General features: G+C 69.0%; 27 protein-coding genes. All 27 read left to right on the top strand.

Features of this window, described 5'->3' with window-relative positions:
- Positions 1–142 precede the first annotated feature (142 nt).
- The 27 genes from ACGGCP_RS17140 to yvcK all read left to right on the top strand — a co-directional run bounded on the left by ACGGCP_RS17140 (position 143) and on the right by yvcK (position 26,731).
- Complete coding sequence (locus tag ACGGCP_RS17140) at positions 143–2,335, top strand: immunoglobulin-like domain-containing protein (RefSeq protein ID WP_392967141.1); 2,193 nt, start codon at positions 143–145, stop codon at positions 2,333–2,335.
- A gap of 147 nt (positions 2,336–2,482) precedes the next feature.
- Positions 2,483–3,349: a hypothetical protein gene (locus ACGGCP_RS17135; RefSeq protein ID WP_392967139.1), complete on the top strand. Its 867-nt coding sequence runs from the start codon at positions 2,483–2,485 to the stop codon at positions 3,347–3,349.
- 157 nt (positions 3,350–3,506) lie between these two features.
- Entirely contained in the window at positions 3,507–4,859 is a 1,353-nt protein-coding gene (locus ACGGCP_RS17130) for a replication-associated recombination protein A (protein ID WP_392967137.1), read from the top strand.
- Positions 4,849–5,403, top strand: a complete 555-nt coding sequence (locus tag ACGGCP_RS17125; protein ID WP_392967135.1) for a hypothetical protein — start codon at positions 4,849–4,851, stop codon at positions 5,401–5,403. The genes ACGGCP_RS17130 and ACGGCP_RS17125 overlap by 11 nt, the downstream gene beginning before the upstream one ends.
- A gap of 200 nt (positions 5,404–5,603) precedes the next feature.
- Entirely contained in the window at positions 5,604–6,110 is a 507-nt protein-coding gene (locus tag ACGGCP_RS17120) for a DUF948 domain-containing protein (protein ID WP_392967133.1), read from the top strand.
- Positions 6,111–6,143: 33 nt separating this feature from the next.
- Positions 6,144–6,434: a hypothetical protein gene (locus ACGGCP_RS17115; RefSeq protein WP_392967131.1), complete on the top strand. Its 291-nt coding sequence runs from the start codon at positions 6,144–6,146 to the stop codon at positions 6,432–6,434.
- Positions 6,435–6,457: 23 nt separating this feature from the next.
- Positions 6,458–9,139: an alanine--tRNA ligase gene (gene alaS, locus ACGGCP_RS17110; protein WP_392967129.1), complete on the top strand. Its 2,682-nt coding sequence runs from the start codon at positions 6,458–6,460 to the stop codon at positions 9,137–9,139.
- A complete protein-coding gene (gene ruvX / locus ACGGCP_RS17105) occupies positions 9,140–9,619 on the top strand; it encodes a Holliday junction resolvase RuvX (protein ID WP_392967127.1) in 480 nt (159 codons plus the stop codon).
- Between the two features lie 8 nt (positions 9,620–9,627).
- Complete coding sequence (mltG, locus tag ACGGCP_RS17100; RefSeq protein ID WP_392967125.1) at positions 9,628–10,896, top strand: endolytic transglycosylase MltG; 1,269 nt, start codon at positions 9,628–9,630, stop codon at positions 10,894–10,896.
- Positions 10,896–11,714 carry a shikimate dehydrogenase gene (locus tag ACGGCP_RS17095; protein ID WP_392967123.1) on the top strand — a complete coding sequence of 273 codons (819 nt, stop codon included), beginning with the start codon at positions 10,896–10,898 and terminating at the stop codon, positions 11,712–11,714. Before mltG ends, ACGGCP_RS17095 begins: the two co-directional genes overlap by 1 nt.
- Positions 11,715–11,731: 17 nt before the next feature.
- Complete coding sequence (locus ACGGCP_RS17090) at positions 11,732–12,121, top strand: thiol-disulfide oxidoreductase DCC family protein (RefSeq protein WP_392967122.1); 390 nt, start codon at positions 11,732–11,734, stop codon at positions 12,119–12,121.
- A 45-nt stretch (positions 12,122–12,166) separates the two neighbouring features.
- The gene (locus tag ACGGCP_RS17085; protein ID WP_392967120.1) at positions 12,167–12,631 is read left to right on the top strand and encodes a hypothetical protein; all 465 of its coding nucleotides are present in this window, start codon (positions 12,167–12,169) and stop codon (positions 12,629–12,631) included.
- A complete protein-coding gene (locus tag ACGGCP_RS17080) occupies positions 12,628–13,545 on the top strand; it encodes an MFS transporter permease (protein ID WP_392967118.1) in 918 nt (305 codons plus the stop codon). The genes ACGGCP_RS17085 and ACGGCP_RS17080 overlap by 4 nt, the downstream gene beginning before the upstream one ends.
- Before the next feature lie 43 nt (positions 13,546–13,588).
- Complete coding sequence (locus tag ACGGCP_RS17075; RefSeq protein ID WP_392967116.1) at positions 13,589–14,050, top strand: hypothetical protein; 462 nt, start codon at positions 13,589–13,591, stop codon at positions 14,048–14,050.
- Positions 14,047–15,000 (top strand): MFS transporter permease, encoded by a 954-nt coding sequence (locus ACGGCP_RS17070; RefSeq protein WP_392967114.1) that lies wholly within the window; start codon positions 14,047–14,049, stop codon positions 14,998–15,000. The genes ACGGCP_RS17075 and ACGGCP_RS17070 overlap by 4 nt, the downstream gene beginning before the upstream one ends.
- 51 nt (positions 15,001–15,051) lie before the next feature.
- Positions 15,052–16,050: an ATP-binding cassette domain-containing protein gene (locus tag ACGGCP_RS17065; protein WP_392967112.1), complete on the top strand. Its 999-nt coding sequence runs from the start codon at positions 15,052–15,054 to the stop codon at positions 16,048–16,050.
- On the top strand, positions 16,047–16,844 hold the full coding sequence (locus ACGGCP_RS17060) for an ABC transporter permease (protein WP_392967110.1): 798 nt from the start codon (positions 16,047–16,049) through the stop codon (positions 16,842–16,844). Before ACGGCP_RS17065 ends, ACGGCP_RS17060 begins: the two co-directional genes overlap by 4 nt.
- Before the next feature lies 1 nt (position 16,845).
- Positions 16,846–17,655 carry an ABC transporter permease gene (locus ACGGCP_RS17055; protein WP_392967108.1) on the top strand — a complete coding sequence of 270 codons (810 nt, stop codon included), beginning with the start codon at positions 16,846–16,848 and terminating at the stop codon, positions 17,653–17,655.
- A gap of 1 nt (position 17,656) precedes the next feature.
- Positions 17,657–18,445 (top strand): ABC transporter permease, encoded by a 789-nt coding sequence (locus ACGGCP_RS17050; protein ID WP_392967106.1) that lies wholly within the window; start codon positions 17,657–17,659, stop codon positions 18,443–18,445.
- Positions 18,435–19,241 carry an ABC transporter permease gene (locus tag ACGGCP_RS17045; protein ID WP_392967104.1) on the top strand — a complete coding sequence of 269 codons (807 nt, stop codon included), beginning with the start codon at positions 18,435–18,437 and terminating at the stop codon, positions 19,239–19,241. Before ACGGCP_RS17050 ends, ACGGCP_RS17045 begins: the two co-directional genes overlap by 11 nt.
- A gap of 17 nt (positions 19,242–19,258) precedes the next feature.
- Positions 19,259–19,834 (top strand): GNAT family N-acetyltransferase, encoded by a 576-nt coding sequence (locus ACGGCP_RS17040; protein WP_392967102.1) that lies wholly within the window; start codon positions 19,259–19,261, stop codon positions 19,832–19,834.
- Positions 19,835–20,041: 207 nt separating this feature from the next.
- The gene (locus ACGGCP_RS17035) at positions 20,042–20,860 is read left to right on the top strand and encodes an ABC transporter permease (protein ID WP_392967100.1); all 819 of its coding nucleotides are present in this window, start codon (positions 20,042–20,044) and stop codon (positions 20,858–20,860) included.
- Positions 20,861–20,862: 2 nt separating this feature from the next.
- Positions 20,863–21,648 carry an ABC transporter permease gene (locus ACGGCP_RS17030; protein ID WP_392967098.1) on the top strand — a complete coding sequence of 262 codons (786 nt, stop codon included), beginning with the start codon at positions 20,863–20,865 and terminating at the stop codon, positions 21,646–21,648.
- Positions 21,649–21,872: 224 nt separating this feature from the next.
- Positions 21,873–22,805 carry a serine protein kinase RIO gene (locus tag ACGGCP_RS17025; protein ID WP_392967096.1) on the top strand — a complete coding sequence of 311 codons (933 nt, stop codon included), beginning with the start codon at positions 21,873–21,875 and terminating at the stop codon, positions 22,803–22,805.
- 37 nt (positions 22,806–22,842) lie between these two features.
- Positions 22,843–24,726: an excinuclease ABC subunit UvrC gene (gene uvrC / locus ACGGCP_RS17020; protein ID WP_392967094.1), complete on the top strand. Its 1,884-nt coding sequence runs from the start codon at positions 22,843–22,845 to the stop codon at positions 24,724–24,726.
- Positions 24,727–24,819: 93 nt separating this feature from the next.
- On the top strand, positions 24,820–25,719 hold the full coding sequence (rapZ, locus tag ACGGCP_RS17015; protein ID WP_392967092.1) for an RNase adapter RapZ: 900 nt from the start codon (positions 24,820–24,822) through the stop codon (positions 25,717–25,719).
- A gap of 94 nt (positions 25,720–25,813) precedes the next feature.
- A complete protein-coding gene (yvcK, locus tag ACGGCP_RS17010) occupies positions 25,814–26,731 on the top strand; it encodes a uridine diphosphate-N-acetylglucosamine-binding protein YvcK (RefSeq protein WP_392967090.1) in 918 nt (305 codons plus the stop codon).
- Position 26,732: the final 1 nt, after the last annotated feature.

Raw genomic sequence — 26,732 nt, 5'->3', positions numbered from 1 at the left:
GTGTCGACGGAATCGATCGAGAATCGTGACATCCGCATGTTCACTTATGTCGATGGTTGGAATAAGCTGGCCGCAGCCCTGTTGGTTACCGATCACTCCGGTCTCCGCCTGCGTGGTCGCTCAAGTGAAGATTGGTTGGACAGTGACGTCTAAGCGATTCATCGGTGCGCTCGCCGCCATTGCGGCAGTGGTGCTTCCGGCCTCCGCGGCGGTCGGCGCGCCCGCCGACGGCCCCCTGCTCTGGTACCGGTTCGACGAGACGAGCGGCACCGTCGTCGCCGACGCCTCCGGCCACGGCCGCGACGGCGCCCTCGTGGGCGGCACCTGGACCGACGACGGCCTCGCGCTCGACGGCGTCGACGACTACGTCGACCTGCCTGACAACCTCCTCGCCGGACTCGACGCGATCACCGTGACCGCCGAGGTCTACATCGAGCCCGACCAGGCCAGCCCGTACTTCATCTACGGCCTCGGCAACTCCAGCGGCTCCTGGGGCGACGGCTACCTCTTCACCACCGGCAACGGCTACCGGACCTCGATCTCCACCTGCCACTGGACCTGCGAGCAGAACGCCTCCACCGGCCAGAACCTCTCGCGCGGCACCTGGAACCACCTCGCCTACACGCTCGCGGAAGGCACCGCCGTCCTCTACCTGAACGGCCAGGAGGTCGCCCGCAACGAGAACGTCACCGTCAAGCCCGGCGACATCGGCTCCGGCGTCACGACCGCGAACTACCTCGGCCGCTCCCTCTACAGCGGCGACCGCTTCCTCAACGGCGGCTTCGCCGACTTCCGCATCTACGACGGCGCGCTCACCGGCGCCGAGATCGGCGAGCAGGCCGCCCACATCAGCGCCGAGAAGGCCGCCGAGGACGCCGACGCGATCGACCTCGGCGACACGAGCGCCGTCACCGGCGACCTCGAACTCCCGACCCGGGGCGCGAACGGCTCCCAGATCACCTGGGCCTCAAGCGAACCCGAGGTCATCGCCGCCGACGGCACGGTCACCCGCCCGGAGCAGGACGCCGACGACGCCTCGGTCACCCTCACGGCAACCGTTATCCTCGGTTCCGTGCAAGAACAACGCGACTTCACGGCGACGGTCCTCGCCGAATACGACGACGCCGAAGCGGTGGCCCTCGACGCCGCCGCGATCGCCATCCCGAACCTCGACGACGTCCGCTCCTCGATCCACCTGCCCACCGAAGGTGCCAACGGCTCCGAGATCACCTGGAAGTCCGACAACCGCGCCGTCATCGCCGACGACGGCCTCGTGCACCGCGCCGAGCCCGGCGGCGAGACCTACACCGTCAAGCTCAAGGCCACCGTCGAACGCGGCGGCGAGAAGGAGAAGCTGACCTTCATCGCGACCGTCCCGCCGCTCCCCGCCGAAGCCGACTACACCGGCTACTTCTTCACCTACTTCACCGGCGAGGGCACCCCCACCGGCGAGCAGGTCTACGGCGCCCTCAGCGACGGGAACGACCCGCTCAGCTTCACCGAGCTGAACGACGCCCAGCCGATCCTCACGTCCGACCAGGGCGAGCAGGGTGTGCGCGACCCGTTCCTCATCCGCTCGCCCGAAGGCGACCGCTTCTTCCTCATCGCCACCGACCTCAAGATCAACGGCAACGGCGACTGGAACCGCGCCCAGCGCCACGGCAGCCTCTCCATCATGGTCTGGGAGTCCGACGACCTCGTGAACTGGTCCGAAGGACGCCTCGTCGAAGTCTCGCCCGAGAACGCCGGCGCCACTTGGGCGCCCGAGGCCTACTGGGACCCCGAGCAGAACGCCTACGTCGTCTACTGGGCCTCCCCGCTCTTCACCACCGACGACCACTCCGAGGGCTTCTACCACCGCATGATGTACGCGACGACCCGCGACTTCGTGCACTTCTCCGAAGCGAAGGTCTGGGTCGACCAGGGCTACTCCACCATCGACTCGACCATGATCGAGTCCGACGGCACCTACTACCGCTTCACCAAGGACGAGCGCTCGAACTCCGCCTCGACCCCGTGCGGCAAGTTCATCCTCGCCGAGACCGCGGCCTCTCTCGCGGCCGACGCCGAGTGGCAGTTCCTCGCCGACTGCATCGGCTCCGGCGCCATCAGCGCCGGTGAGGGCCCGCTCGTCTTCAAGTCCAACACCGAGGACAAGTGGTACCTGTTCATCGACGAGTTCGGCGGACGCGGCTACGTCCCGTTCGAGACCACCGACCTCGCCTCCGGCGAGTGGACGCCCGTCGCCGAGTACGACCTGCCGTCGAGTCCCCGCCACGGCACCGTGCTGCCGATCACTGCCGCTGAGTACGAACGCCTGCAAAAGGCCTGGTAACGCACCCGCCAGGGTGCCGCCCTCAAGCGGCTCCTGCCTAGGTGCCCCCGCGCATGAGCAGAGGGCGGCTTCCGTACCGTGAGGTGTGGAAGCCGTCCCTTATGCTCTGAACCGGAACGCAGATTCCCCCGAAACCCAGGAGCACCCATGTCTTCCCGCACCGCCACCCGACTCATCGGCGCGCTGGCCGTCCCGGCCCTCGCGCTCGGCCTCTCCGCCTGCGGCGCCGAAGAGGAGCCGTCGTCCGAGGGCACCACCGCCGAGGAAGGCGCGGCCGCCGCGCTCAGCCCGGGCGAAGCACTCCTCGCCTCCGTCGAGAACCTGAACGCGGACTCGTACAAGATGGAAGCCTCGATGACCATCGACGGCGCCGAGTTCATGGCGATGACCGGCGCGTACGAGGGCGAGAACTCCCAGGCCAGCGCCGACATCTTCATGAGCGCCATGATGGAGGCCTCCGGCGAGGAGGTCCCGCCGGAGATGGAGGCGATGTTCGGCGACATGCACACCGAGACCGTCGTCGTCGACAACACCATGTACATGCAGATGACCGGCGGCATGTTCGACGCCATGGCCGAGCAGTACGGCGAGGACGCCTGGTTCACCATGGACCTGACCTCCGACGACGCGATGGCCGAGGCCTACGCGCAGTACGGCGGCATGGACCTCGCGCAGCAGACCGAGATGATCCTGACCGAGCTCACCGACGTCGAGGAGACCGGCGACGGCGTCTACACCGGCACGCTCAGCGGCGACTCCGAGGCGATGTCGGCCCTGTCCGGCACCACCGGCGCCGACGCGGCCGCGATGGTCGACGGCACCGAGGTGACCGTGACTCTCGACGAGGCCGGCCTGCTCAAGACCATGACCATGTCGATGCCCGAGATCGAGGGCATGACCATGGAGATGACCAGCGAGATCGTCGAGGTCGGCGGCTCCTACGACATCAAGGCCCCCGAGTCGACCAACCTGCACGACTTCGCCGACTTCTCGTCCGCGATGGGCGGTATGTAAGCGCCGCAAGGCATGAGGGCTTGATCCCGGCCGCCGCATCGGAAGGTGCGGCGGCCGTTCGTCTGCACGATTGTGGGGGAACCTCCCGGTTCGGACGCTGATCTGCGGAGTGCTCATGCCGATGGCTTACGCTGATCGCGATATGGACGCTCCAGGTTTGTTCGACAACGCACCACCGCCCGATCCGCAGGGCTCGGGCATCCTCGGCACCGGCTCCGCCTCGGGCGACGAGCCGCTGGCGGTGCGGATGCGCCCGCGCGCGCTCGACGAGCTCGTCGGCCAGGACCACCTGCTCGGGGCCGGTTCGCCGCTGCGCCAGGTCGTCGAGGGCCGCCAGCCGCTGTCGGTGATCCTCTGGGGCCCACCGGGTTCGGGCAAGACCACGATCGCGCACCTGGTCGCGCAGTCCGGCGACCGGCGCTTCCGCGCGATGTCCGCCCTCAACTCCGGGGTGAAGGACGTGCGCGCCGCGATCGACGAGGCCCGCCGCATCCGCCGCACCGGCGGCCCGCAGACGATCCTGTTCATCGACGAGGTGCACCGGTTCACCAAGACCCAGCAGGACTCCCTGCTCGGCGCGGTCGAGGACCGCACGATCACGCTCCTGGCCGCCACCACCGAGAACCCCTACTTCTCGGTGGTCGCGCCGCTCGTGAGCCGCTGCGTCCTCCTGACGCTCCGGGAGCTCGACGCGACCGACGTCGGCGAGCTCGTGGACCGCGCCGTCGAGGACGAGCGCGGTCTCAACGGCGAAGTGACGCTGGAGAAGGAGGCCCGCGACCACCTGGTCCGCACGGCCGCCGGGGACGCGCGCAAGGCCCTGACCGCCCTCGAGGCGGCCGCGCTCACCGCTGAAGGCCAGCCGGAGATCACGGTCGCGATCGTCGAGGCCGCGATCGACACCGCCGCCGTCCGCTACGACCGGGACGGGGACGGCCACTACGACGTCGCCAGCGCGTTCATCAAGAGCCTGCGCGGTTCCGACGTGGACGCCGCGATGCACTACCTCGCGCGGATGCTCGTGGCGGGGGAGGACCCGCGGTTCATCGCCCGCCGCCTGGTGATCTTCGCGTCCGAGGACGTCGGGATGGCCGACCCGACGGCGCTGCTGTCGGCGACCGCCGCTTCGACGGCGGTCGAGCGGATCGGCCTGCCGGAGGCCCGCATCAACCTCGCGCAGGCGGTCGCGCACCTGGCGACGGCCCCGAAGTCGAACGCGGTGATCACCGCGATCGACGAGGCGATGCGCGATGTGCGCCAAGGGAAGATCGGGCCGGTCCCGCCGGATCTTCGCGACGCGCACTACGGCGGCGCGAAGGACCTGGGCCACGGCAAGGGCTACGTCTACCCGCACGCGGATCCGCGCGGCGTGGTGCCGCAGCGGTACGCGCCGGACGTGGTGGCCGGGCGCGACTACTACCGGCCGACCCGGCACGGCCTGGAGGCCGAGATCGGGGAGCGGCTGGAGAAGCTGCGGCGCATCGTGCGCAGGCCCGCCGATGGCGGCTGACCGCCGCGCCGGGCGGGCGTCGAACCGGATCGCGGCGGACCTGGAGCGGTCGGGGGCGCGCATCGAGCGGCTGCGGATGACGGTGGCGGTCATCGCGGTCCTGGCGGTGCTCATGGTCGCGGCGGTGCTGTGGCTGGGCCGGGCGTTCACGGTGGATCCGACGCGCCGGGCGGTGGACGAATTGTCGGTCCCGGGGTGGGCGGCGGTGAGCGTGCACGACGAGACGTACGGGTCCCGCTGGTGCCTGGGGGAGTGCCGGGTCCGGATGCGCACCTGGACTTCCGAAGGCACAGTGGACGACACGGCGAACGAGTACTGGCAGGCGGTGCTGAACGCGGGGTGGATCCCGGCCGACGCGGAGCAGTGCGTGGGCGGCCTCGGCGAGGAGGGCTGCTACGTGCGCGACGAGCTCTACCTGGAGCTGTGGGTCGTCCCGGTCGACTGCGGGGACCGCTACGAGCTGTGCGTCGGCTCCGAGGTCACGGCCGTCGTGGCCGCGCAGGCGGCGCTGCCGCGCCTCGCCGAGGAGCGCGCGTACGACTAGCCGGTGACTGGACTGTGGAGTGAGCGCCCCGTTGCGCCGGATGTCCGGTCCCGCAAGGTAAGGTCGGTACCGCGCCGCTCTTGCGCGTGAGCCCGGCTTCGCCGACGGCACCGCGCGGCGGCCGTTTTCGGGTCCGCGAGGACCCAGCAACCAGACATGCAATGCCGGTGGGGCCCACCGGATGGCGACAGGGGGAGACCGTGCCTGAGGAGACCGTGGCGGCTGGATGGACCGGGAGCGTCTGGGAGCTGGGGGTCCTGCTCGCCGGGCTCGGTTTCTTCCTCCTGTGCGTGATGCTCGCCTTCCGCCTCATCAACAAGGCCACCGCGACCCTCAACCGCGTCAACAAGACGCTCGACAAGGTCGACCACGAGATCGGCCCGATCCTGCGGAACGTGAACACGACCCTCGACAACGTCAACGGCTCCCTCGTGCAGGTCGAGGGCGAGCTGGAGAAGGTCGGCACCATCACCGGGAACGCCGCGCACATCTCGTCGAACGTCGCCAACATCACGAGCCTGGTCGTCTCGGCCGTCGGCTCGCCGCTGGTGAAGGCCGCCGCGTTCGGGTTCGGCCTGCGCACCGCCGTGAAGAAGCGGAACCAGGAGGTCGACGAGCAGCAGGTCCGCCGCATGGTCGAGGCCTCGCGTCAGTCGAAGCGTCAGGCGAAGCGTTCCGCGAAGGCCCGCCGCAAGTCCGGCGAATAGCCGCCTCGTCGTCAATCAGGTTGAGGAGTTCCCGTGTTGAAGCGGATGATCTGGGTAGGCATCGGCATCGCGGTCGGCGTGATCGCGGTCCGCAAGCTCACCAAGGCGGCGGAGTCGGTCACTCCCGGCGGGGTCGCCGAGCGTGTGGGCGGCGCCGGTGCTGAAATGAAGGAATCGTTCAAAGCGTTCTGGGCCGATGTCTCCGAGGCGAAACAGGCCAAAGAGGCCGAGCTGTTCGACGCGATCGAGCGCGGCGAGGACATCCAGCCGCTGCTGAACGAGGACGAAGACGACGACGCGGCCCAGCCGGGCCGGCTGTTCTAGCGAGACCTTGAAGGAGGTGCCCCATGGAGACCGCTGAAATCCAACGCCGGTTTCTGAAGTTCTTCGAGTCCAACGGCCATACGGTGGTCCCCAGCGCACCGCTGCCCGCCTTCGAGGACCCGAACCTGCTGTTCGTGCCCGCGGGCATGGTTCCGTTCGTGCCCTACTTCCTGGGCCAGGCGACCCCGGAGTGGAACCGCGCCACGTCGGTGCAGAAGTGCATCCGCACGCCCGACATCGACGAGGTCGGCAAGACCTCCCGCCACGGCACGTTCTTCCAGATGAACGGCAACTTCTCCTTCGGCGACTACTTCAAGGAGCAGGCGATCCGCTTCGCCTGGGACCTCACCACCGGCTCGCTCGAGTCCGGCGGCCTGGGCCTGGACGGCGACCGCATCTGGGCCACGGTCTACCTCGACGACGACGAGGCGATCGACATCTGGCACAAGCAGATCGGGCTGCCGCTCGACCGCATCGTGCGTCGCGGCCAGGCCGACAACATGTGGTCGATGGGCATCCCCGGCCCGTGCGGCCCGTGCTCCGAGCTGTACTACGACCGCGGCCCGGCCTACGGCCCCGAGGGCGGCCCGGAGGTCGACGAGGACCGCTACCTCGAGTTCTGGAACCTCGTGTTCATGCAGAACCTCCGCGGCGGCGGCCCCGCCAAGGAAGGCTACGAGGTCACCGGCGACCTGCCGAAGAAGAACATCGACACCGGCATGGGCATGGAGCGCATGGCGGCGCTCCTCCAGGGCGTCGACAACATGTACGAGACCGACCAGGTCCGGCCGATCATCGACAAGGCCTCGGAGCTGACGGGCAAGCGCTACGGCGTCTCGACCTCGCACACCGCGTCCGAGTCGCACCCGGACGACATCCGCTTCCGCGTGATCGGCGACCACGTCCGCTCCTCGCTCATGCTCATCGGCGACGGCGTCGTGCCCTCCAACGAGGGCCGCGGCTACGTGCTGCGCCGCCTCATGCGCCGCGCGATCCGCGCCGTGCGCCTGCTCGGCTACGACAAGCCCGCCATGCCCGAGCTCCTGCCGGTCGCCATGGAGCGCATGTCCGGCTCCTACCCGGAGCTGCGCACCGACTTCGAGCGGATCTCCTCCTACGCGTACGGCGAAGAAGAGGCGTTCCTCAAGACCCTCAAGCACGGCACGACGATCCTCGACACGGCCGTGACCGAGACGAAGTCCGAGGGCGGCAAGACCCTCTCCGGCTCCAAGGCGTTCGAGCTGCACGACACGTACGGCTTCCCGATCGACCTGACCCTGGAGATGGCCGAGGAACAGGGCCTCTCGGTCGACCAGGAGGGCTTCCGCCAGCTCATGACCGAGCAGCGCCAGCGCGCGAAGGCGGACGCGGCGGCCCGCAAGACCGGCCACGCGGACCTGTCCGCGTACTGGCAGCTCCTCCAGGAGCAGGGCCCCACCGACTGGAAGGCCTACGAGACCCTCGACACCGAGTCGCGCGTCATCGGCCTGCTCAAGGACGGCCAGTCGATCCCGCTCGCGAAGTCCGGGGACATCGTCGAGGTCGTCCTCGACCGGACCCCGTTCTACGCCGAGTCCGGCGGCCAGCACGCCGACGCGGGCAAGCTCGTCGGCCCCAGCCTGTTCGCCGAGGTCCTCGACGTGCAGCGCCCGGTCAAGAAGCTCGTGGTGCACAAGGTCCGCGTCCTCGAAGGCGAACTCGTCCTCGACGACAAGGTCGAGGCCTCGGTCGACGCCGAATGGCGGCTCGGCGCGCGTCAGGCGCACTCGGGCACGCACGTGGTCCACGCGGCCCTGCGCGAGGTGCTCGGCCCGACCGCGCTCCAGTCCGGCTCGTTCAACCGGCCCGGCTACCTGCGCCTGGACTTCTCGTGGCGCGCGAAGCTCTCGGACGAGACGAAGAGCGAGATCGAAGAGGTCTCCAACCGCGCCGTCCGCGACGACCTGCCGGTCGCCGTCCAGTACATGACCCTCCCGGAGGCCAAGGACTTCGGCGCGGTCGCGCTGTTCGGCGAGACCTACGACGAGACCGTCCGCGTCGTCGAGATCGGCGGCCCCTGGTCGCGCGAGCTCTGCGGCGGCACGCACGTGGAGCGCTCGGCGCAGATCGGCCCGCTCGTCCTGACGGCCGAGTCCTCGGTCGGCTCCGGCCAGCGCCGCGTCGAGGCCGCCACGGGCATGGAGGCGTACAAGTACCTCGCCCGCGAGCGCGACCTCGTCACGCAGATCGCCGAGGAACTGGGCGCACAAAGGGGCGACGTGCTCGAGCGCGTGCGCGCGATCCTGCAGCGCACCAAGGACGCCGAGCGCGAGCTCGCGAACCTGCAGGCGAAGGCCGTCTCCGGCCGCGCTGCGGAGTTCGCGGCGAACGCGAAGCAGGTCGGGGCCGTCAAGGTCGCGGCCGTGCAGGCGCCCGAGGGCACCAAGGGCGGCGACGTGCGCAACCTCGCGATGCAGATCCGCGGGCACCTGCCCGAGGACCAGCCCGGCGTCGCGGCGGTCGTCGCGACCGCGGGCGGCAAGGCCAGCATCGTCGTCGCGGCCAACAAGGCCGCGCAGGCGCAGCACGTGTCCGCGCAGGCGCTCGTGAAGGCCGCGCTGTCCGGCAAGGGCGGCGGCAACGACGAGGTCGCCCAGGGCGGCGGCGTCCCGGCCGACCAGGCCGCGCAGCTGCTCGCGGCCGTCACCGGCGCGATCACGGCGTAGATGACCGACATAGCGAACGGCCCCGCGTCCACCGAGTGGACGCGGGGCCGCCGTCTCGGCGTCGACCTCGGCAAGGCGCGCGTCGGCGTCGCCGTCTGCGACCCCGACGGGATCCTCGCCACTCCAGTCGCGACGGTTCGTCGCGACCTCAAAACCGCTGGTGAGGACATTCCGAGCGATATCCGTGAAATCGCCGAAACGGCCCGCGAGTACGAGGTTGTCGAAATCGTCGTCGGCCTACCCGTTACTCTTTCGGGTGAGGAGGGGCCGGCAGCCGCCCACACCCGAGCCTGGGTGGAACGGTTCGCCGACCACGTCTCGCCAATCCCGGTGACCCTGACCGATGAGCGCATGACCACCGCCGTCGCGACACGCAGACTCAATGAAGGCGGCGTGCGCGGCAGCCGGAAGCGCTCCATCGTCGATCAGGCGGCGGCGGTGGAGATCCTCCAGCAATGGTTGGACCAGCGGCGGAGGTAGAGAACAGGATGCTCGGCGATTTCCGGACCGAGGACGAGCGCGCGGATGCTCCCAGGAGCCACCGCCGCAAGGACTCCGGCAAGTCCCTGATCGCGATGACCCTGGTCGTGGCCCTGTTCGCCATCATCGGCGTCGGCGGCTGGTGGGCGTACAACAACGTCATCAAGGACTACTTCGTCGCCGAGGACTTCACCGGCGACGGCAACGGCAACCAGGTCGTCATCACGGTCGAAGAGGGCTGGTTCGTCTCCGACATCGCCGAACACCTCGAAGCCGAGGGCGTCGTCGCCTCCGCGAAGGCGTTCCTCAACGCCTCCGAGGACTCCGGCGACTCCGGCACCGCGATCCAGGCGGGCACCTACGCCATGGAGGAGGAGATGTCCGCCGCGTCCGCGCTGGCGTTCATGACCGACCCCGCCAACCTCACGCTCGACCATGTCGTCGTCCCCGAAGGCAAGCGCAGCTTCGAGGTCTACGAGATCCTCTCCGCCTACACCGGCGTACCGATCGAGGACTTCGAGGCCGCCGCGCAGGACCCCGAGGCGCTGGGCGTCGACCCGATCTGGTTCGAGGGCTTCAGCGACCGCCAGGTCAAGTCCGTCGAGGGCTTCCTGTTCCCGTCCGCGTACGAGTTCGACGAGACCATGACCGCCGAGTTCATGCTCTCGGAGATGGTCAAGCGCTTCAACGAGACGATCGAGGAGATCGGCTTCCTCGACAAGCTCGCGAGCATCCCGAACCCCGACCCCGACTACGACCCGAGCGCCAACACGGACCAGACCTTCTACCCGCCCACGAACGGCGAGTTCAAGATCCAGCCGTGGATGGCCCTGCAGATCGCCTCGATCGTCCAGTCCGAGTCGGGCATCGCCTCGGACGACCCCAAGATCGCCCAGGTCATGTACAACAAGCTGTACATCAACCCGTACTCGCACGAGCAGACCAACTGCAACTGCTTCGAGTCCGAGGCGATCTGGAACTACGGCCGCCTGCTCAACGACGAAGAGGCCATCACCTCCGGCGAGGACATCGACTGGGGCGCGGTCATGCGCGACCCGGAGAACCCGTGGTCGCCCAGTGCGAAGGAGCACGCCGGGTACCTGCCGAGCGCCATCTCCAACCCCGGCGCCGCAGCGCTCGAATCGGCCGTCTCGCCCGAACCGAACGACTACCTGTTCTTCGTGACCGCCTTCGACGACGGCTCGGCGCTGTTCGCCGAGACCTACGCGGAGCACCAGGAGAACACCCAGACCGCCGTGGAGAACGGGATCCAGTGATGCGCGCCGCCGTCCTCGGGAAGCCCATCGAGCACTCGCTGTCCCCGGTCATCCACAACGCCGGGTACGTCGCGGCCGGGCTCACGGACTGGACCTACACGCGCCACGAGTGCGACGAGCCCGCGCTCGCCCGCTTCGTCGACGCGCTCGACGAGACCTGGGCCGGGCTCTCGCTCACCATGCCGCTCAAGGAGATCGCGCTCACCGTCGCCGACGAGGCCACTCCCGTGGCGGAGGCGATCGGCGCGGCCAACACGCTCGTGCTGCGCGGCGGCCGCCGCCTCGCCGACAACACCGACGCGCCCGGCATCACGGACGCGCTGGCCGAGGTCGGCCTGACGTCCGCCGACGAGGTCGCGGTGCTCGGCGCGGGCGGCTCGGCCCGGGCCGCACTGGCAGCGGCGCAGTCCTTGGGCGCGGGCGCCGTCCAGGTCTACGCCCGCCGCCGGGAGGCCATCGCCGAGCTCGAACCGGTCGCCTCGGCGCTCGGGCTCCGCCTGGAGGCCCGCAGCTGGGAGGAGGCCGTGCACGTCGGCGACGCCGACCTGGTCATCGCCACGGTCCCGAAGGGCGTCACGGACACGCTGCGCCCGAAGTGGAAGTCCGGCGCGGTCCTGTTCGACATCCTCTACGACCCGTGGCCGACCCCGCTCGCGGCGGAGGCCGAACGCCAGGGCGTGCAGGTCCTCGACGGGCTCGCGCTCCTGCTCGCGCAGGCCGTGCGGCAGTGGACCCAGTTCACCGGCCTCGACGAGGCGCCCGTCACTGCGATGCGCGAGGCCCTCTACGGGGCAGTACCGTCGAGGCAGACCACCTAGCCTGAATCGAGACCGGCATGGACACCACCTTCCTGTACGACGGGGACTGCGCGTTCTGCAGCACGTCCGCGCAGTTCCTGGAGAAGCACGTCCGCACCATTGCCAAGGTCGTCCCCTGGCAGTGGGCCGACCTCGACGCGCTCGGCGTCACCCAGGAAGAGGCCGAGGCGGCCGTGGTCTGGATCGAGCCCGACTTCAAGCGGGCCGGGCCGGACGCGATCGCGGTGCTGCTGCGCCGCGCCCAGTGGTACTGGAAGCCCATCGGCTGGGTGCTCTCGCTCAAGCCCGTCTCGTGGCTCGCGTGGCCGGTGTACCGCCTCATCTCCCGCAACCGGCACAGGCTGCCCGGCGGCACCGCCGCGTGCTCGCTGCCGCAGGCCGAACGCGACCGCCTCGCCGGGCACTGACGTTCCCTCGCAAGCGCATCACGTGGCCTGTGGCATACTCGCCCGGTGCCGAGAGACGCCGCTGAACCGCCCCTGACCCGCCGAGGGAAGCTCGTGCGCATCGCGGCGACCCTCGCGATGACCCTCGCGCTCGGGGCGACCTCCCTGTGGGGCACCGACGACTTCTTCCCGTTCGCGCCGTTCAAGATGTACTCACACGCGCACGACCCCGACGGCTGGGCCAACAGCACCAGCCTCGTCCTCACCGACGCCACCGGCCACAGCTTCCCGATCGGCGACAACGACACCGGCTTCCGCCGCGCCGAACTCGAAGGCCAGCTCACGCGCTTCCGCGAGGACCCCGAACTCCTCGCGCTCGTCGCCGAGGCCTACGAGGACGCCCACCCCGGCAGCCCTGAGATCGTCGCCGCCGAAGTGCTCATCACCAGCTATGAGCTCGTGGACGGCGAGCGCACCGGCGCCGAGCGCGTCGAGGTCGCCGCGACCTGGACCGAAGGGGACCCGCAGTGACCCGCTATGTGAACGGCTTCTTCTTCACGCCCGTGGCGCTCGGCCGGGTCGCCGCGATGCGGTTCCTCGCCGGGCTGTTCGTCTGGATCGAGTGGTGGGCGTACAAGCCGTTCATCATCCAGCACCGCTTCCTGCCCGAGGACCTGTACCAGCCGCTGCTCGTCGGCCGCGTCCTGCCGATCCCGGCCCCGAACTACTGGATCGTCACCGGCACGCTCGTGGTGATGCTCGCGGCCGCGCTGCCGGTGATGTTCGGGTACCGCCCGCGCCTGTTCGGGTGGATCCTCTTCATCGCCTACTTCGAGTGGATGCTCATCTACAACTCGTACGGCAAGGTCGACCACGCGAGCTTCGGCTTCATGGCGCTCCTGCTCGTGCTGTGCATGATGCCCGAAGCGAAGTGGGGCGACCGCGAGCACCTCTCCGAACGCGTCGGCTGGGGCTTCAACCTCGTCCAGATCGCGGTCGTGTGCACGTACTTCCTCTCCACCTGGTCGAAGTTCCGCTACGGCGGCTTCGACTGGGCGAACTCCGGGGTCTTCACGTGGGCGATCATCCGGCGCGGCACCGTCTTCTCGGACTGGCTCCTGGACTTCCCGCAGCTCTTGACGTTCGCCCAGTGGGGCATGATCGCGTTCGAACTGCTCACCCCGATCGTCCTCTTCGTCTACCCGTGGAAGCGGATCCAGTACTCGATCGTCGCGTTCTTCTACGCCTTCCACGTCGCGGTCTTCGCCGCGCTCACCATCAGCTTCCTGCCGCACCTGTTCGCCATGGCCTGCTTCCTGCCGCTCGAACGGATCGACCCGAAGGACCTCGCCCGCCGCGCGAAAGCGAGACTCAAGGGCCGCAAGGGGACGCCCCCGCAGCGTGAGCGCGGTGAGGCCGACCCCGAGCTGACCACAGCGGGCTGACACGGGCGAGTCCCCTGTGGCACACCCGTGCCATACTCTTGCGGTGGATACCCAGTACGTGAAGGTCCGTCCCCTCGGCCGGGCCGTGCGAGTCGCGATCACCATGACCGTGCTCGCCCTCGTCACCGCCACCACCTTCTGGGGCGCGGACGACTTCTTCCCCTTCGCGCCCTTCAAGATGTACTCGTTCTCCAAGGAGCTCGACGGCTGGGCCGGGTCGACCCGCGTCGAAGCCGTCAACGTCGAGGGCGAGCGCTTCAGCCTCACCGAGGCCGCCACCGGCTTCCGCCGCGCCGAGGTCGAAGGCCAGAAGAGCCGCTTCGTCGAGGACCCCTCGCTGCTGGAGTACCTCGCCCAGGCCTACGAGAACACCAACCCCGACAAGCCCGAGATCGTCACCGTCGAGATCATCGAACGCCGCTACCGGCTCGAGGACGGCCACCAGACCGGCGAGGTCACCGAGGTCGTCGAGGCCAGCTACACGCGCGAAGGAGCCGACGCATGACGTCCGTCCCCCTGGCGCAGAAGGCGACCGGCTGGTTCTTCCAGCCCGTCGCGCTCGGCCGCGTCGCCGCGATGCGCTTCCTCGCCGGAGCGTTCATCTGGGTCGACTGGTGGTGGTACATGCCGTGGATCCTCGGCCACCGCCACGTCCCCGGCGAGCTCTACCAGCCCCTGTTCATCGCCCGCGTCCTCCCGGTCTTCCCCACGCCCGACTACTGGATCGTCGTCGGCACCCTCGTCGTCCTCCTCGCCGGCTCGGTCCCCATGATGTTCAACAAGGCCCCGCGCCTGTTCGGCTGGATCGTGGCGGCCGCGTACTTCGAGTGGATGATCATCGCGATGTCCTACGGGAAGGTCGACCACGGCAAGTTCGGCTTCCTCATCCTCCTGTTCCTCCTGCCCACCATGCCCAAAGCCCGCTGGGGCGACCGCCGCAACCTCTCCGAGCACGTCGGGTGGGGCTTCAACCTCGTCCAGATCGGCGTCGTCTGCACGTACTTCTTCGCGGCCTGGGCCAAGATCCGCTACGGCGGCTGGGGATGGGTCAACTCCGCGACCATGACCTGGGCGATCCTGCGCCGCGGCACCGAGTACTCGACCTGGCTCCTCGAATTCCCGTGGATGCTGCGCCTCTCCCAATGGGGGATGGTCGCGTTCGAACTGCTCAGCCCCGTCGTGATGTTCGTGGCCGCCAAACGACTCAAGTACGGCATCGTCGCGTTCTTCTACCTGTTCCACCTCACGGTGTTCCTCGCCGTCGAGATCAGCTTCCTGCCCCATATGGTCGCCATGGCCTGCTTCCTCCCGCTGGAGCGGATCAACCCGCGTGAGCTACTTCGCAGCGCCCCGAAGCTGCCCGGGAAGATCCGACGGAAGCTCCAGGCCCGCAACGGCATACCGGCCCAGAAGCGCCCCGAGACGCCCGCCGAGGAGGCCGCGCCCGCGTCCTGAGGCGCGGAAAACGAGTGGCCCGCTCCCACCGAATTTTCCTACGGTGGGGGCATGCCGATTCTCGAAGCCCAATCCCTCACCAAGACCTTCCGCAGGCCCGACAAGGACTCGGGGTTCAAGGGCGCCGTCAAACACCTGATGCAGCGCAAGTTCAAGAACTACACCGCGGTCGACGGCATCGACCTCTCGATCGAACCGGGCGAATCGGTGGCCTACGTCGGACCCAACGGCGCGGGCAAGTCCACCACGGTCAAGCTCCTCACCGGGATCCTGCGACCCTCCGAGGGCACCGTACGGGTGATGGGCCGCGACCCGCACACCGAGCGCATCGCCAACGCCCACGACATCGGCGTCCTCTTCGGCCAGCGCACCCAGCTGTGGTGGGACCTGCCCGTCGAGGAGTCCCTGAAGCTCCTCAAGCACATGTACGGCGTCTCCGACGCCGACTACAAGGCCCGCATCGCGAAGTTCGACGAACTGCTCGACCTCGGCGAGTTCATGCCCGCGCTGGCCCGCACGCTCTCCCTCGGCCAGCGGATGCGCGCCGACCTGGCGTGCGCGCTCATCCACGACCCGAAGATGGTCTACCTCGACGAGCCGACCATCGGGCTCGACATCTCCGTGAAGGACCGCCTGCGCGCGTTCCTGCGCGAGCTCGTCGACGACGGCACCACGCTGCTCCTCACCAGCCACGACCTCGCCGACATCGAGGAGGTCTGCGAGCGGATCGTCGTGATCGACAAGGGCGCCATCGCCTACGACGGCTCGATCGAGCGGCTCAAGGCCCACTACATCACCACGAAGGCCGTGAACCTGTACCTCGAAGGCACGGCGGACGTGCCCGCGCTGGCCGAGAAGTTCCCCGACTACGAGTGGACCGCGGGCGAGGCGCCCTCGGAGGTCACCGTGACCTACGAGTCGAGCCGCTTCACGACCGCCGAAGTCCTCGGCTCCCTCACCGCCCAGCTCTCCCCGAGGGACCTGTCCCTCTCCGAGCCGAGCATCGAGGACGTCATCCGCCGCCTGTACGCAGGAGAGCTCACCAAATGAGTCATACCCTCGCGGTCGACCGCGCGCTCGTGGTCATCGCGTTCAAACGAAGACTCGCGTACAAGTCCCACTGGTTCTTCGGCCTCGCCATCGGCGGCGGCTCCATGCTCATCGCGATGGTCATGTGGCAGAACCTCATCGGCTCCGGCACGCTCTCGGGCTACGACTGGGACTCGATGCGGGCGTACACGATCATCGGCTTCGTGGCCGCGACCATGGTCTTCGGCGCCGCCGACTGGATCATGGCCGACCGCATCCTCGACGGCCACATCGCCGTCGACCTGACCAAGCCCGTCGACTTCCAGCGGGCCCGCGCGGCCGAGTACATCGGCTCGATGATCTCGACCGCCCCGACCGCCCTGATGGGCGTCGTCGCCGCGTGGCTCCTGTTCGACCCTCCCGGACCGGTGTCCCCGGTCGCCGGGCTGCTCACGGTCGTGAGCTTCGTGCTGATGCTCCCGCTGGCGTTCGGCCTGACGTACCTCTCGACCCTGGTGTGCTTCTGGACGAAGCGCTACCTCGGCATCATGTGGCTGCGCGAGGCGCTCTTGAGCTTCTTCTCGGGCCTCATGATCCCGCTCGCGTTCATGCCCGGCTGGCTCCAGACCGTCGCCTGGGCGCTCCCGTTCCCGCACTTCACGACCACGCCGTCCGCGATCTACCTGGGGCGCGTCGACACCGCGGGCGCCCTGGGCCTGCTCGCGGCCGAAGCCGCCTGGGCCGTGGGCCTTTGGGTGCTCGGCTGGCTGGTCTTCCGCACCGCGGTGAAGCGAGTGACGGTGCACGGTGGCTGACATGACGCTCGAGCGCGCCGTGCCCGCGCGGCACGTGTTCGCCATCTACTGGCGCACCTGGTTCGCGCAGATCCGCGCGATCGCGGAGTACCCGGCCGACCTGTGGGTGATGGCCACGGCCGGGGCGGTCTGGAACGTCCTCCAGTTCGCGTTCCTGGCCGTCCTCTTCGCCAACGTGCCCGACGTCCAAGGCTGGGGCTACCACGAGATGCTGCTGCTCTCGGGCCTCCTCAGCGTCGCGGGCGGATGCAACGCGCTGTTCTGGGACGGCGCGTGGAGCACCGGCGGGTACGTCATCCGGGGCGACATCGACTACCGGATCACCCGGCCCGCGCCCGTCATCGTCCAGGTCGGCAGCTCCCACATCGGCATGCAGTCGCTCGGCGAGGTGGCCTTCGGGACCGCGATGTTCGTCTACGGCTGGATCGGCGCCGGGATCGGGCTCGCGGCGGTGCCGATCGGGGTGCTCGCCGTGGTCTGCGCGGCGGTCATCCAGTCGGCGCTGGTGACGGCGCTGTGCGCCGTGAACTTCTGGATCAAGGGCGGCCAGTCGATCTTCGCGTTCCTGCTGATCGAGTTGCAGGGCAACGCGATGAAGATGCCGCTGGGGATCTTCCCGACCGCGGTGCGGCTCGTGGCGATGTTCCTCGTCCCGGTCGCGTTCATCAACTTCGTGCCGGTTGCGGTCCTGAGCGGGCACATGTCCGCGTGGTGGCTCGCCGGGATCCCGGCGGCCGTCATCGGCTCGGTCCTGCTCGCCGTGGGCGTCTACCGGCTCGGCCTGCGCGCGTACGACTCGGCGGGGCACTGACATGGCAAGCGTCGACGTGGCGTTCGCGCGGGTCGCGCTCAAGCGCAAGCTCGCCTACAAGAGCACCTGGCTGTTCTCCGTCCTCTTCGGAGGATGGGCGCTGCTGGCGGGCCTGGCGGTCTGGAGCCACCTCATCGGCGACGGCGAGGTGGGCGGCTTCGACTGGCCGTCGATGAAGGCCTACCTGATCATCGGGTTCCTGACCACCACCCTCGCGTGGGCGGGCGCGGAGTGGGACATGGCCAACCGCATCCTCGACGGCCTGGTCGCGATCGACCTGACCAAGCCCGTGGACTTCCAGCGGGCGCGGGCCGCCGAGTACATCGGCGGGATGCTGGCCTCTGTTCCGGCCGCCGTCCTGGGCACCGTGATCGCGGTCGCGGTCTTCAAGCCCGCGGGCCCGGCCTCGCCGCTCGCGGCGGTGCTCACCGCGGTCAGCGTGCTGTTCATCTTCCCGCTCGCGTTCTGCATCAGCTACCTGGCCGTCCTGTGCTGCTTCGCGACCCAGCGGTTCCTCGGCATCCAGTGGGCCAAGGACAGCATGGTGGCGTTCTTCTCCGGCATGATGATCCCGATCGCGCTCATGCCCGCCTGGCTCCAGGTCACCGCCTGGGCGATGCCGTTCGTCCACTTCACCACCACGCCCGCGTCGATCTATCTGGGCCGCGTCGACACCGCCGGGGCCCTCGGCCTCATCGCCGCCGAGGCCGCGTGGACCGTGGGCCTGTGGGTCCTCGCCCGCCTCATCTGGCGGCAGCTCGTCAAGAAGGTGACCATCCATGGCGGTTGACGCCTTTCGCGCCAGGCACGCGGCGGGCGTCTACCGCCGCTCCATCGGCGCCTACCTCCGCTCGATCGCCGAGTACCCCACGGACTTCTGGGTCATGGCGATCGCCGGGACCACCTGGCAGATCATGCTGTTCGCGTTCCTGAGCATCCTGTTCGGGAACGTGAACGCGATCGCCGGGTGGGACTACCACGAGATGCTGGTCCTCGCGGGCTTCCTCGCCACCTCGTGGGGCTCGACCGCGCTCCTGTGGGACGGCATCTGGGACACCGGCAAGATGATCGTCGAAGGCGACATGGACTACCGGATCACCAGGCCCGCGCCGGTGCTCGTCCAGGTGGGCTCGAAGCACGTCGGCATGCAGGTCTTCGGCGAGGTCTCCCTCGGCCTGATCATGATCGCCGTCGGCTGGATCGGCGCGGGCATCAGCGCCGCCGCGATCCCCGTGGCGATCTTCCTGCTCGTGTGCGCCTTCGTCATCCAGGCCTCGCTGCTCACGATCGCGAACGCCGCGAACTTCTGGATGAAGGGCCGCACCCCGGTGCTCGCGTTCATGCTCGCCGAGCTCCAGAACGAGGCGATGCGGTTCCCGCTCACGATCTTCCCCGTCGCGGTCCGCATCGTCTTCACCTTCGGGCTTCCGCTCGCCTTCGCCAGCTTCATCCCCGTCCAGATCCTCACCGGCAAGGCCGACCCGCTCTGGCTCCTCGCCCCGCCGGTCGCGGCCGCCGCCAGCGCCCTCCTCGCCGTCCTCGCCTTCCGGGCGGGCCTGAAAGCCTACGACTCCGCAGGCCACTAACAGGAAGACCGCCGACTATGGACTACGCGATTCGGGACTGCCAGCCGGGCGACGAGACCGCCTGGCTCCGCTGCCGTGCACTCGCCTTCCTGGACACGTCCTACTTCGACGCCGTCGAACGGTCGAAGCCTTCTATCGACGCTCCCGGATTCGAGCTCGTGGCGGCTGCCCCGAGCGGTGAACTCCTCGGCGTCATGGACGTGAGCGTCGACGGCGAGACCGCCACCATCGACACGATCGCGGTGCACCCCGACCACCGGTCCCGAGGCATCGGCCTGGCGCTCCTCCAGGAAGCGATCCGCCGCGCCACCCCGGTCGCGACCACGCTCGACGCCTGGACCAGGGACGACCCTGACGCGCTGCGCTGGTACCGGTCGAACGGCTTCACCGAAGGCGGGCACTACCTGCACGTCTACGCCGACTTCTACAACGACGCCGCCGAACTCGACCGCGCCATCGCTGAAAGGCGGCCCTCGCTCAGCCCGATCAAGGTCTTCCTCCACGCGAACCTGGAAGACGAAGCGGCGATGCGCGCCCAGTTCAAACGGGTCCACGTCTGCCGCCGCTTCGCGCTGGAACTCCACCGTTTCTGAGAGGCCGAACGGCCCCGTATGACCGCGTGGCTCGACGAGGTGACGGCCGATCCGATCGGGAAGCCGTTCGGCGCCGCCGAGGCGGTCAGGGAAGGGCGCGACGAGCACTGACCCGGGTCGGGCGGGGAAATGGCTTTGACTCGGCAAGCCTTTGCGGGGCAATCTGTTCACTCGCCTTTTCCCCCTTCACCCCTGGGACTGATGCCGTTGACCTCCGTACCGCTGCGCGCGCGCCCGAGCGCGCTCTCCGTCGACTACGCACTGGCCGTCGTGGCCTTGAAACGCCGCCTGGCCTACCGCATGAACTGGATCTTCGGCGTCGTGCTCGGCGGCGGAGAGCTGTTGGTGTCGCTCACCTTGTGGGCGACGATCCTGGCCGAGCAAGGGTCGGTCGCGGGGTATGACTGGGACGCGATGCGAACCTATTACGTGATCGCCTTCGTCACGGCCACGTTCATCTTCAGCGGTTCGGACACCGCACAGCGCATCCTCGACGGCAGCGTCGCGATCGACCTGCTCAAACCGGTCGACTTCCAGCGGGCGCGGGCCGCCGAGTTCTACGGCGGCCTGGCCGGGTCCCTCCCGACCCTGGCTGTCGGGCTGGTCATCGCCTTGATCTTCTTCACGCCGCTGCCGCCTGCCTCGTTCGCCGCAGGGCTGCTCACGATCGTGAGCGTCCTCCTGATCGCGCCGATCGCGTTCAGCGTCGTCTACCTGTCCACGATGCTGTGCTTCTGGACCCGCAGCTACCACGGCATCATGTGGGCGCGGCAGACCGTCGTGGCGTTCTTCTCCGGCGCGATGGTGCCGCTGGCGATGATGCCCGCGCCCTTGCAGGCCTTCGCATGGTGCCTGCCGTTCGTCCACTTCACGACCACCCCGTCCCAGATCTACCTGGGCCGGGTCGACGCCCTGGCCGGGCTCGGGCTCATCGCGGTGCAGCTCGCCTGGGTGGTCGTCCTCTGGCTCCTCGGGCGCTGGCTGTGGAGCCGTGCGGTCCGGGCCGTCACCATCCACGGAGGCTGAACATGCGGCACACTGCATCCACTTACGCGCGCCTCATCGCGGCCCAGTTCCGCGCCATCACGGAGTACCCGGCCGACTTCTGGACGATGATCTCGGTCGCGCTGATCCAGCAGGCCGCCCAGCTCGCGTTCATCGCGGTGGTCTTCGCGCAGGTCACCACCCTGGACGGCTGGGGCTTCCCGCAGATGCTCCTGCTCATCGGCTTCATGGTCCTGACCGACTCGGTGACCGAGGTCGGGTGGGACGGGGCTTGGACGCTCGGTCGCAAGATCGTCGACGGAGGGCTGGACTACGCGATCGTCCGCCCGGCCCCGGTGATGATGCAGATCGGGTCGAGCGCGATCGGCATGCAGTCGGCCGCGAACATGACCACGGGCGCGACGATGATCGCCGTCGGCTGGAGCGGCGCGGGCGTCCCTCTGTCGATGATCCCGGCAGCGGTCCTACTGCTCCTGTGCGCCGTCGTCGTGCAGTTGACGGTGATCACGATCATGAACTGCGCCAACTTCTGGCTGAAGGGGCCCAGCCCGGTCTTCGCCTGGCTGACCGCTCAGACCCAGGAGACCGCCACGCGCTTCCCGCTGACGATCTACCCCAAGGCGGTCCGCACGGTCCTCACCTGGGTCGTGCCGCTCGCGTTCGTCAACTACGTCCCGGTGCAGATCCTCACCGGCGGACTGCCGCTCTGGTGGCTCGCGGTGCCGCCGGCAGTCGCGCTGGTGCTCTTCGCCCTCGCGATCCTGATCGCGAGGGCCGGCATCGCCCGGTACGAATCCGCAGGTCACTGATGTGGCGGGGCTCACGCGAAAAAACCAGTTGCGCGGTTTCGGTGGCCTCCGTTAAACTCGCATCTGTTGCCCGAGGCGTGTCGCCTTGGGACTCTTGAGGAATGGAGGTGTGACTTTGATGGCTGTCGTTGTCTACGCCCGCGCCATGAAACTCAGTTCACCTCCCGTCGGCTCGCGCTGATTCCGCAGCGAGCGACGGACCTTCCTTCCAGGAGCTCGCCACCTTGGCACGCAAGTCTGACTTTTCCGAATCCTTCCAATCCACCAAGCGCGGCCAGCGCAAATCCAAGAGCAGCCAGCTGTTCTCGGCCGAAGAGCACGCTCGTTTCGAGGAGATGCGCACGGTCTTCGACGAGATCCCGAACGACGACGGCCCGCCCGCGGGCGACCGCTGGTCGATCTGGTGGGACTCCGAGCCGCTCCAGCGCGGCCCCGAGCCGCGCCCGGACTGGGTCATCACCGACCACGGCGCCGTCGACTACGAGCTCGGCGTCCTCAAGACCGGCAAGGAAGCCGACGTCTTCCTCGTCGAACGCGCGGTCCCCGATACCGACCGGGCCGTGATCATGGCGTCGAAGCGCTACCGCAGCGCCGAGCACACCCAGTTCAACCGGGCCGGGGACTACATGGCCGGACGCGGCGCGAAGCGCTCGCGCGACGCCCGCGCCATGGCCAAGCGCACCACCTTCGGCCTCGAGCAGGCCGCGGGCCGCTGGGCCGCCGCCGAGTTCGACGCGCTCAAGACCATGTACAACGCCGGCGTGCCGGTCCCGTACCCGGTGCAGATCCTCGGCAAGGAACTCCTCATGGAGTTCATCGGGGACGGCCGCACGGCCGCACCCCGGCTGGCCGAGACCAAGCCCGACGAGATCGAGCTCGACAGCCTGTGGGAGCAGGCCTCGGAGGCGCTGCGGCGCATGACCGAGCTCGGCTTCGCCCACGGCGACCTCTCGCCGTACAACACGGTCGTCCACGACGGGCGGCTCGTCGTCCTCGACCTCCCGCAGGTCGTGGACCTGTACGCGAACCCGCTCGGGTTCGAGTTCCTCACCAGGGACGTCGAGAACCTCGGCGGGTGGTTCACCGCGCGCGGCATCGAGCGCGACGAGGTCGAGGCGCTCCAGGCGGAGCTGAAGGCCTTGGCGGCCATGCCGTAGTCACGGGTGTGTCGGGGGCGGGTCATATCCTTGTGGTGTGGCAGTTGATTACCGTCCCGCCCCCGGCACCATCCCGACCGCGCCGGGCGTCTACCGCTTCCGGGACCGCGACCGGCGCGTCATCTACGTCGGCAAGGCCAAGAACCTCCGGAACCGACTGAACTCCTACTTCGCGGACGAGACGCGGCTGCACGAGCGCACCCGCCGCATGGTCAACACCGCGCGCAGCGTCGAGTGGACCGTGGTCGCCACCGAGGTCGAGGCCCTCCAGCTGGAGTGGACCTGGATCAAGGAGTACGACCCGCGCTTCAACGTCATGTTCAAGGACGACAAGTCCTACCCGTGGCTCGCCGTCACCGTGGGGGAGGAGTTCCCCCGCGCCCAGGTCATGCGCGGCGCCCGCCGCAAGGGCGTGCGCTACTTCGGGCCGTTCGGCTCCGCGTGGGCCATCCGCCAGACCCTCGACCTGCTCACCCGCGTCTTCCCGATCCGCACCTGCTCGGACTCGGAGTTCAAGCGCTGCGAGCGGATCGGCCGCCCCAATCTCCTCGCCGACATCGGCAAGTGCTCGGCCCCGTGCGTCGGCCGCATCTCCGCCGAGGACTACCGGGAACTCGTGAACGGCTTCTGCGCCTTCATGTCCGGCGACCACGCCCCCGTCAGACGCCGCCTCCTCAAGGAGATGCAGGAGGCCTCCGAGGCCCTCGAGTTCGAGCGGGCCGCGCGCCTGCGCGACGACCTCGCCGCCCTCGACAAGGTCCTCGAACAGCAGGTCGTCGTCCTCGCCGAGGACGTCGACTGCGACGTCATGGCCGTCGCCGACGACGAGCTCCAGGCCGCCGTCCAGGTCTTCCACGTCCGAGGCGGCCGCATCAGGGGCCAGCGCGGCTGGGTCATCGACAAGCCCGAACCGGTCGACCTGCCCGGCATCGTCGAGCAGTTCTGCCTCCAGTTCTACGGCGAGCAGAACGAAGTCGTGCCCCGCGAGGTCCTCGTCCCGGCCCTCCCGGACGACGCCGCCGCGCTCGCCGAGCTCCTCTCCGAACGCCGCGGATCCAAAGTGGACGTGCGCGTGCCCAGGCGCGGCGACAAGCGGGCGCTGGCCGAGACCGTCGAGAAGAACGCGATCGAGAACCTCCAGCGCCACAAGCTCAAGCGCGCCGGGGACCTCACCGCCCGCTCCAAGGCCCTCGAAGAGCTCGCTGACGCGCTGGACCTGCCCGAGGCGCCGCTGCGGATCGAATGCTACGACGTCTCGCAGTCCCAGGGCGAGGACGTCGTCGCGTCGATGGTCGTCTTCGAGGACGGCCTGCCCCGCAAGAGCGAGTACCGCCGCTTCGTCATCAAAGGCGAGCGCAAGGACGACCTCGCGAGCCTCCAGGAGACCCTGCGCCGCCGCCTCGCCAAACTCGCCGACCAGCCCACGGGCTCGCCCACCGAGGAGGACGAGGAGCCCAGGCGCGGCTTCCACTACCCGCCGCAGCTGCTCGTCGTCGACGGCGGCCAGCCGCAGGTCGCCGCCGCCGAAGCGGTCTTCGCCGAACTCGGGATCGACACGATCAACCTCGCCGGCCTCGCCAAGCGCCTCGAGGAGATCTGGCTGCCCGGCGAGGAATACCCGGTGATCCTCTCGCGCACCTCAGAGGCCCTGTACCTCATGCAGCGCGTCCGCGACGAGGCCCACCGCTTCGCGATCTCCCTGCACCGCACCAGGAGACGCAAGAACCTCATCACCTCCGCGCTCGACGGCGTGCCCGGTCTCGGCGAGTCCAAGCGCAAGGCCCTCCTCAAGCAGTTCGGGTCCGTCAAGCGCATCCGCGAGGCCGAGCTGTCCGATCTGGAGGCAGTGCCGGGCATCGGGCCGAAACTGGCGGAGGCTTTGCAGACACATCTGCGTAATCCCGACGACAACGGGGCTTGAGAAGCGGTAGGTAGTAATACGCTTGTCAGTTCGGCAAGCATGCCGGAGCCGTGTCACCACGGCGGCAGGAACGAACTCGGGGATACTTGACTTATGGGTGTGGCAGCAGTGCAGACCGGCGCGACCGACCGCGGCGAATTGGACCTCGTGATCGTCACCGGGATCTCCGGCGGCGGCCGCTCGACGGTGGCGCGCGCACTGGAGAACGTCGGCTACTACGTCATCGACAACCTCCCCGAATCGCTCGTCGGCCAGGCCGCCGAGCTGGCCGCGGCCGGGGGAGAAGAGGTGCGGCGCACCGCGATGGTCCTCGACGTGCGCTCGCGCGCCTTCATGACCGACCTCGTCGGCGTCATCGAGGACCTCCGCAAGGGCGGTTTCAAACCCCACCTCGTGTTCGTCGACGCCGACGACGACATCATCATCCGCCGCTTCGAGAAGGTCCGCCGCGCCCACCCGCTCCAAGGGGACGGCATGCTCGCCGACGGCATCGCCGCCGAGCGCCGCATCCTCGAACCGGCCCGCGGCTCGGCCGACACCCTCTTCGACACCACGCACCTGAACGAGAACCAGCTGCGCTCCCGCGTCGAGGAGGCCTTCCTCGCGCCCTCCGCCTCCGGACTCCAGTTCACCTGCATGTCATTCGGGTTCAAGTACGGCATCCCGCGCGATGCGGACTACGTCGCCGACGTAAGATTCCTTCCCAACCCGTACTGGGTTCCCACCCTGCGAGAGCACACCGGGATCGACCAGGACGTCGCCGACTACGTCCTCGGTCAGGACGGCGCCGAGGAGTTCGTCGCCGCCTACGCGTCCCTGCTGCTCGGCACCACCCAAGGGTTCGAACGGGAAGGCAAGCGCTACATGACGATCGCCATCGGCTGCACGGGCGGCAAGCACCGCTCCGTCGCCATCGCCGAATCACTCGCGAAGCGTCTCAACGCCGCCGGGTTCCCCGCCAACACCCACCACCGCGACCGGGGCAACGAGTGACCGAAGCGCCCGAGGGACCCGGCCGAGCCGCCGCGCACCCGGGTCCTCGAGGCGCCCTCCCCTCCCCGAGCCGCCCCAGCCCCGAGGGGACCGCATGACCAGAGTCGTCGCGTTCGGCGGCGGGCGCGGCCTGTCCGCGTCGCTCCGCGCCCTCACCAGGCTCGACCTCGACCTCACGGCCGTGGTCACCGTGGCCGACGACGGCGGCTCCACCGGCGACATCCGCGCCACCCGCCCCGTCCTGCCCCCCGGCGACCTGCGCAAAGCCCTCGTCGCCACCGCCGACCCCGGCAAATCCGAGACCGCGCGGCTGTTCTCCCACCGCTTCGGCGGCGACGACTTCCTCACCGGCCACCCCGTCGGCAACGTCGTCCTCACCGGACTCCTCGAACTCCACGACGACCCCGTCGACGCCCTCGACTTCGCCGCCCGCCTCCTCGGCTCCCGCGCCCGCGTCCTCCCCATGTCCCGCACCCCGCTCGACATCGAAGCGGACCTCGCCGAAGGCACCGGCACCCGCACCATCGTCGGCCAGCACGGCATCGCCGTCGCCGACGGCAGCGTCAAGGACGTGCGCCTCCTCCCCGCCGACGCCACCGCCTGCCCCGAGACCCTCCAGGCCGTCGCCGACGCCGACTGGCACGTCTTCGGCCCCGGCTCCTGGTACACCTCCGTCATCCCGCACCTGCTCCTGCCCGACCTCCGCGAGGCCATCGCCGCCTCCAGCGCGAAGAAAATCGTGGTGCTCAACCTCTCCGAAGAGAAGGAAACGGACGGTCTGACACTCGCCGGTCACGTCGACACGCTGCGCCGATACGCCGAAGGTGTCCGGTTTCACTACGTCGTCTCAGGCGACACCCGAACCCTCGCCGATCCCGGATCGTTGAACAGTGCGGCACAATCGTTGGAGGCCCAGCTGGTGGCGGCGGACCTCGCCTCCGACGGCGTGACGCACGATGTCGCCGCGCTGGCTGCCGTATTGGGAAACCTGCTGGTCGAAGATGGTGGTTAAC

This window comes from Glycomyces sp. NPDC048151, assembly GCF_043202775.1.
Classification (GTDB): domain Bacteria; phylum Actinomycetota; class Actinomycetes; order Mycobacteriales; family Micromonosporaceae; genus Glycomyces.
This window is presented reverse-complemented; position numbering and strand designations above follow the sequence as displayed.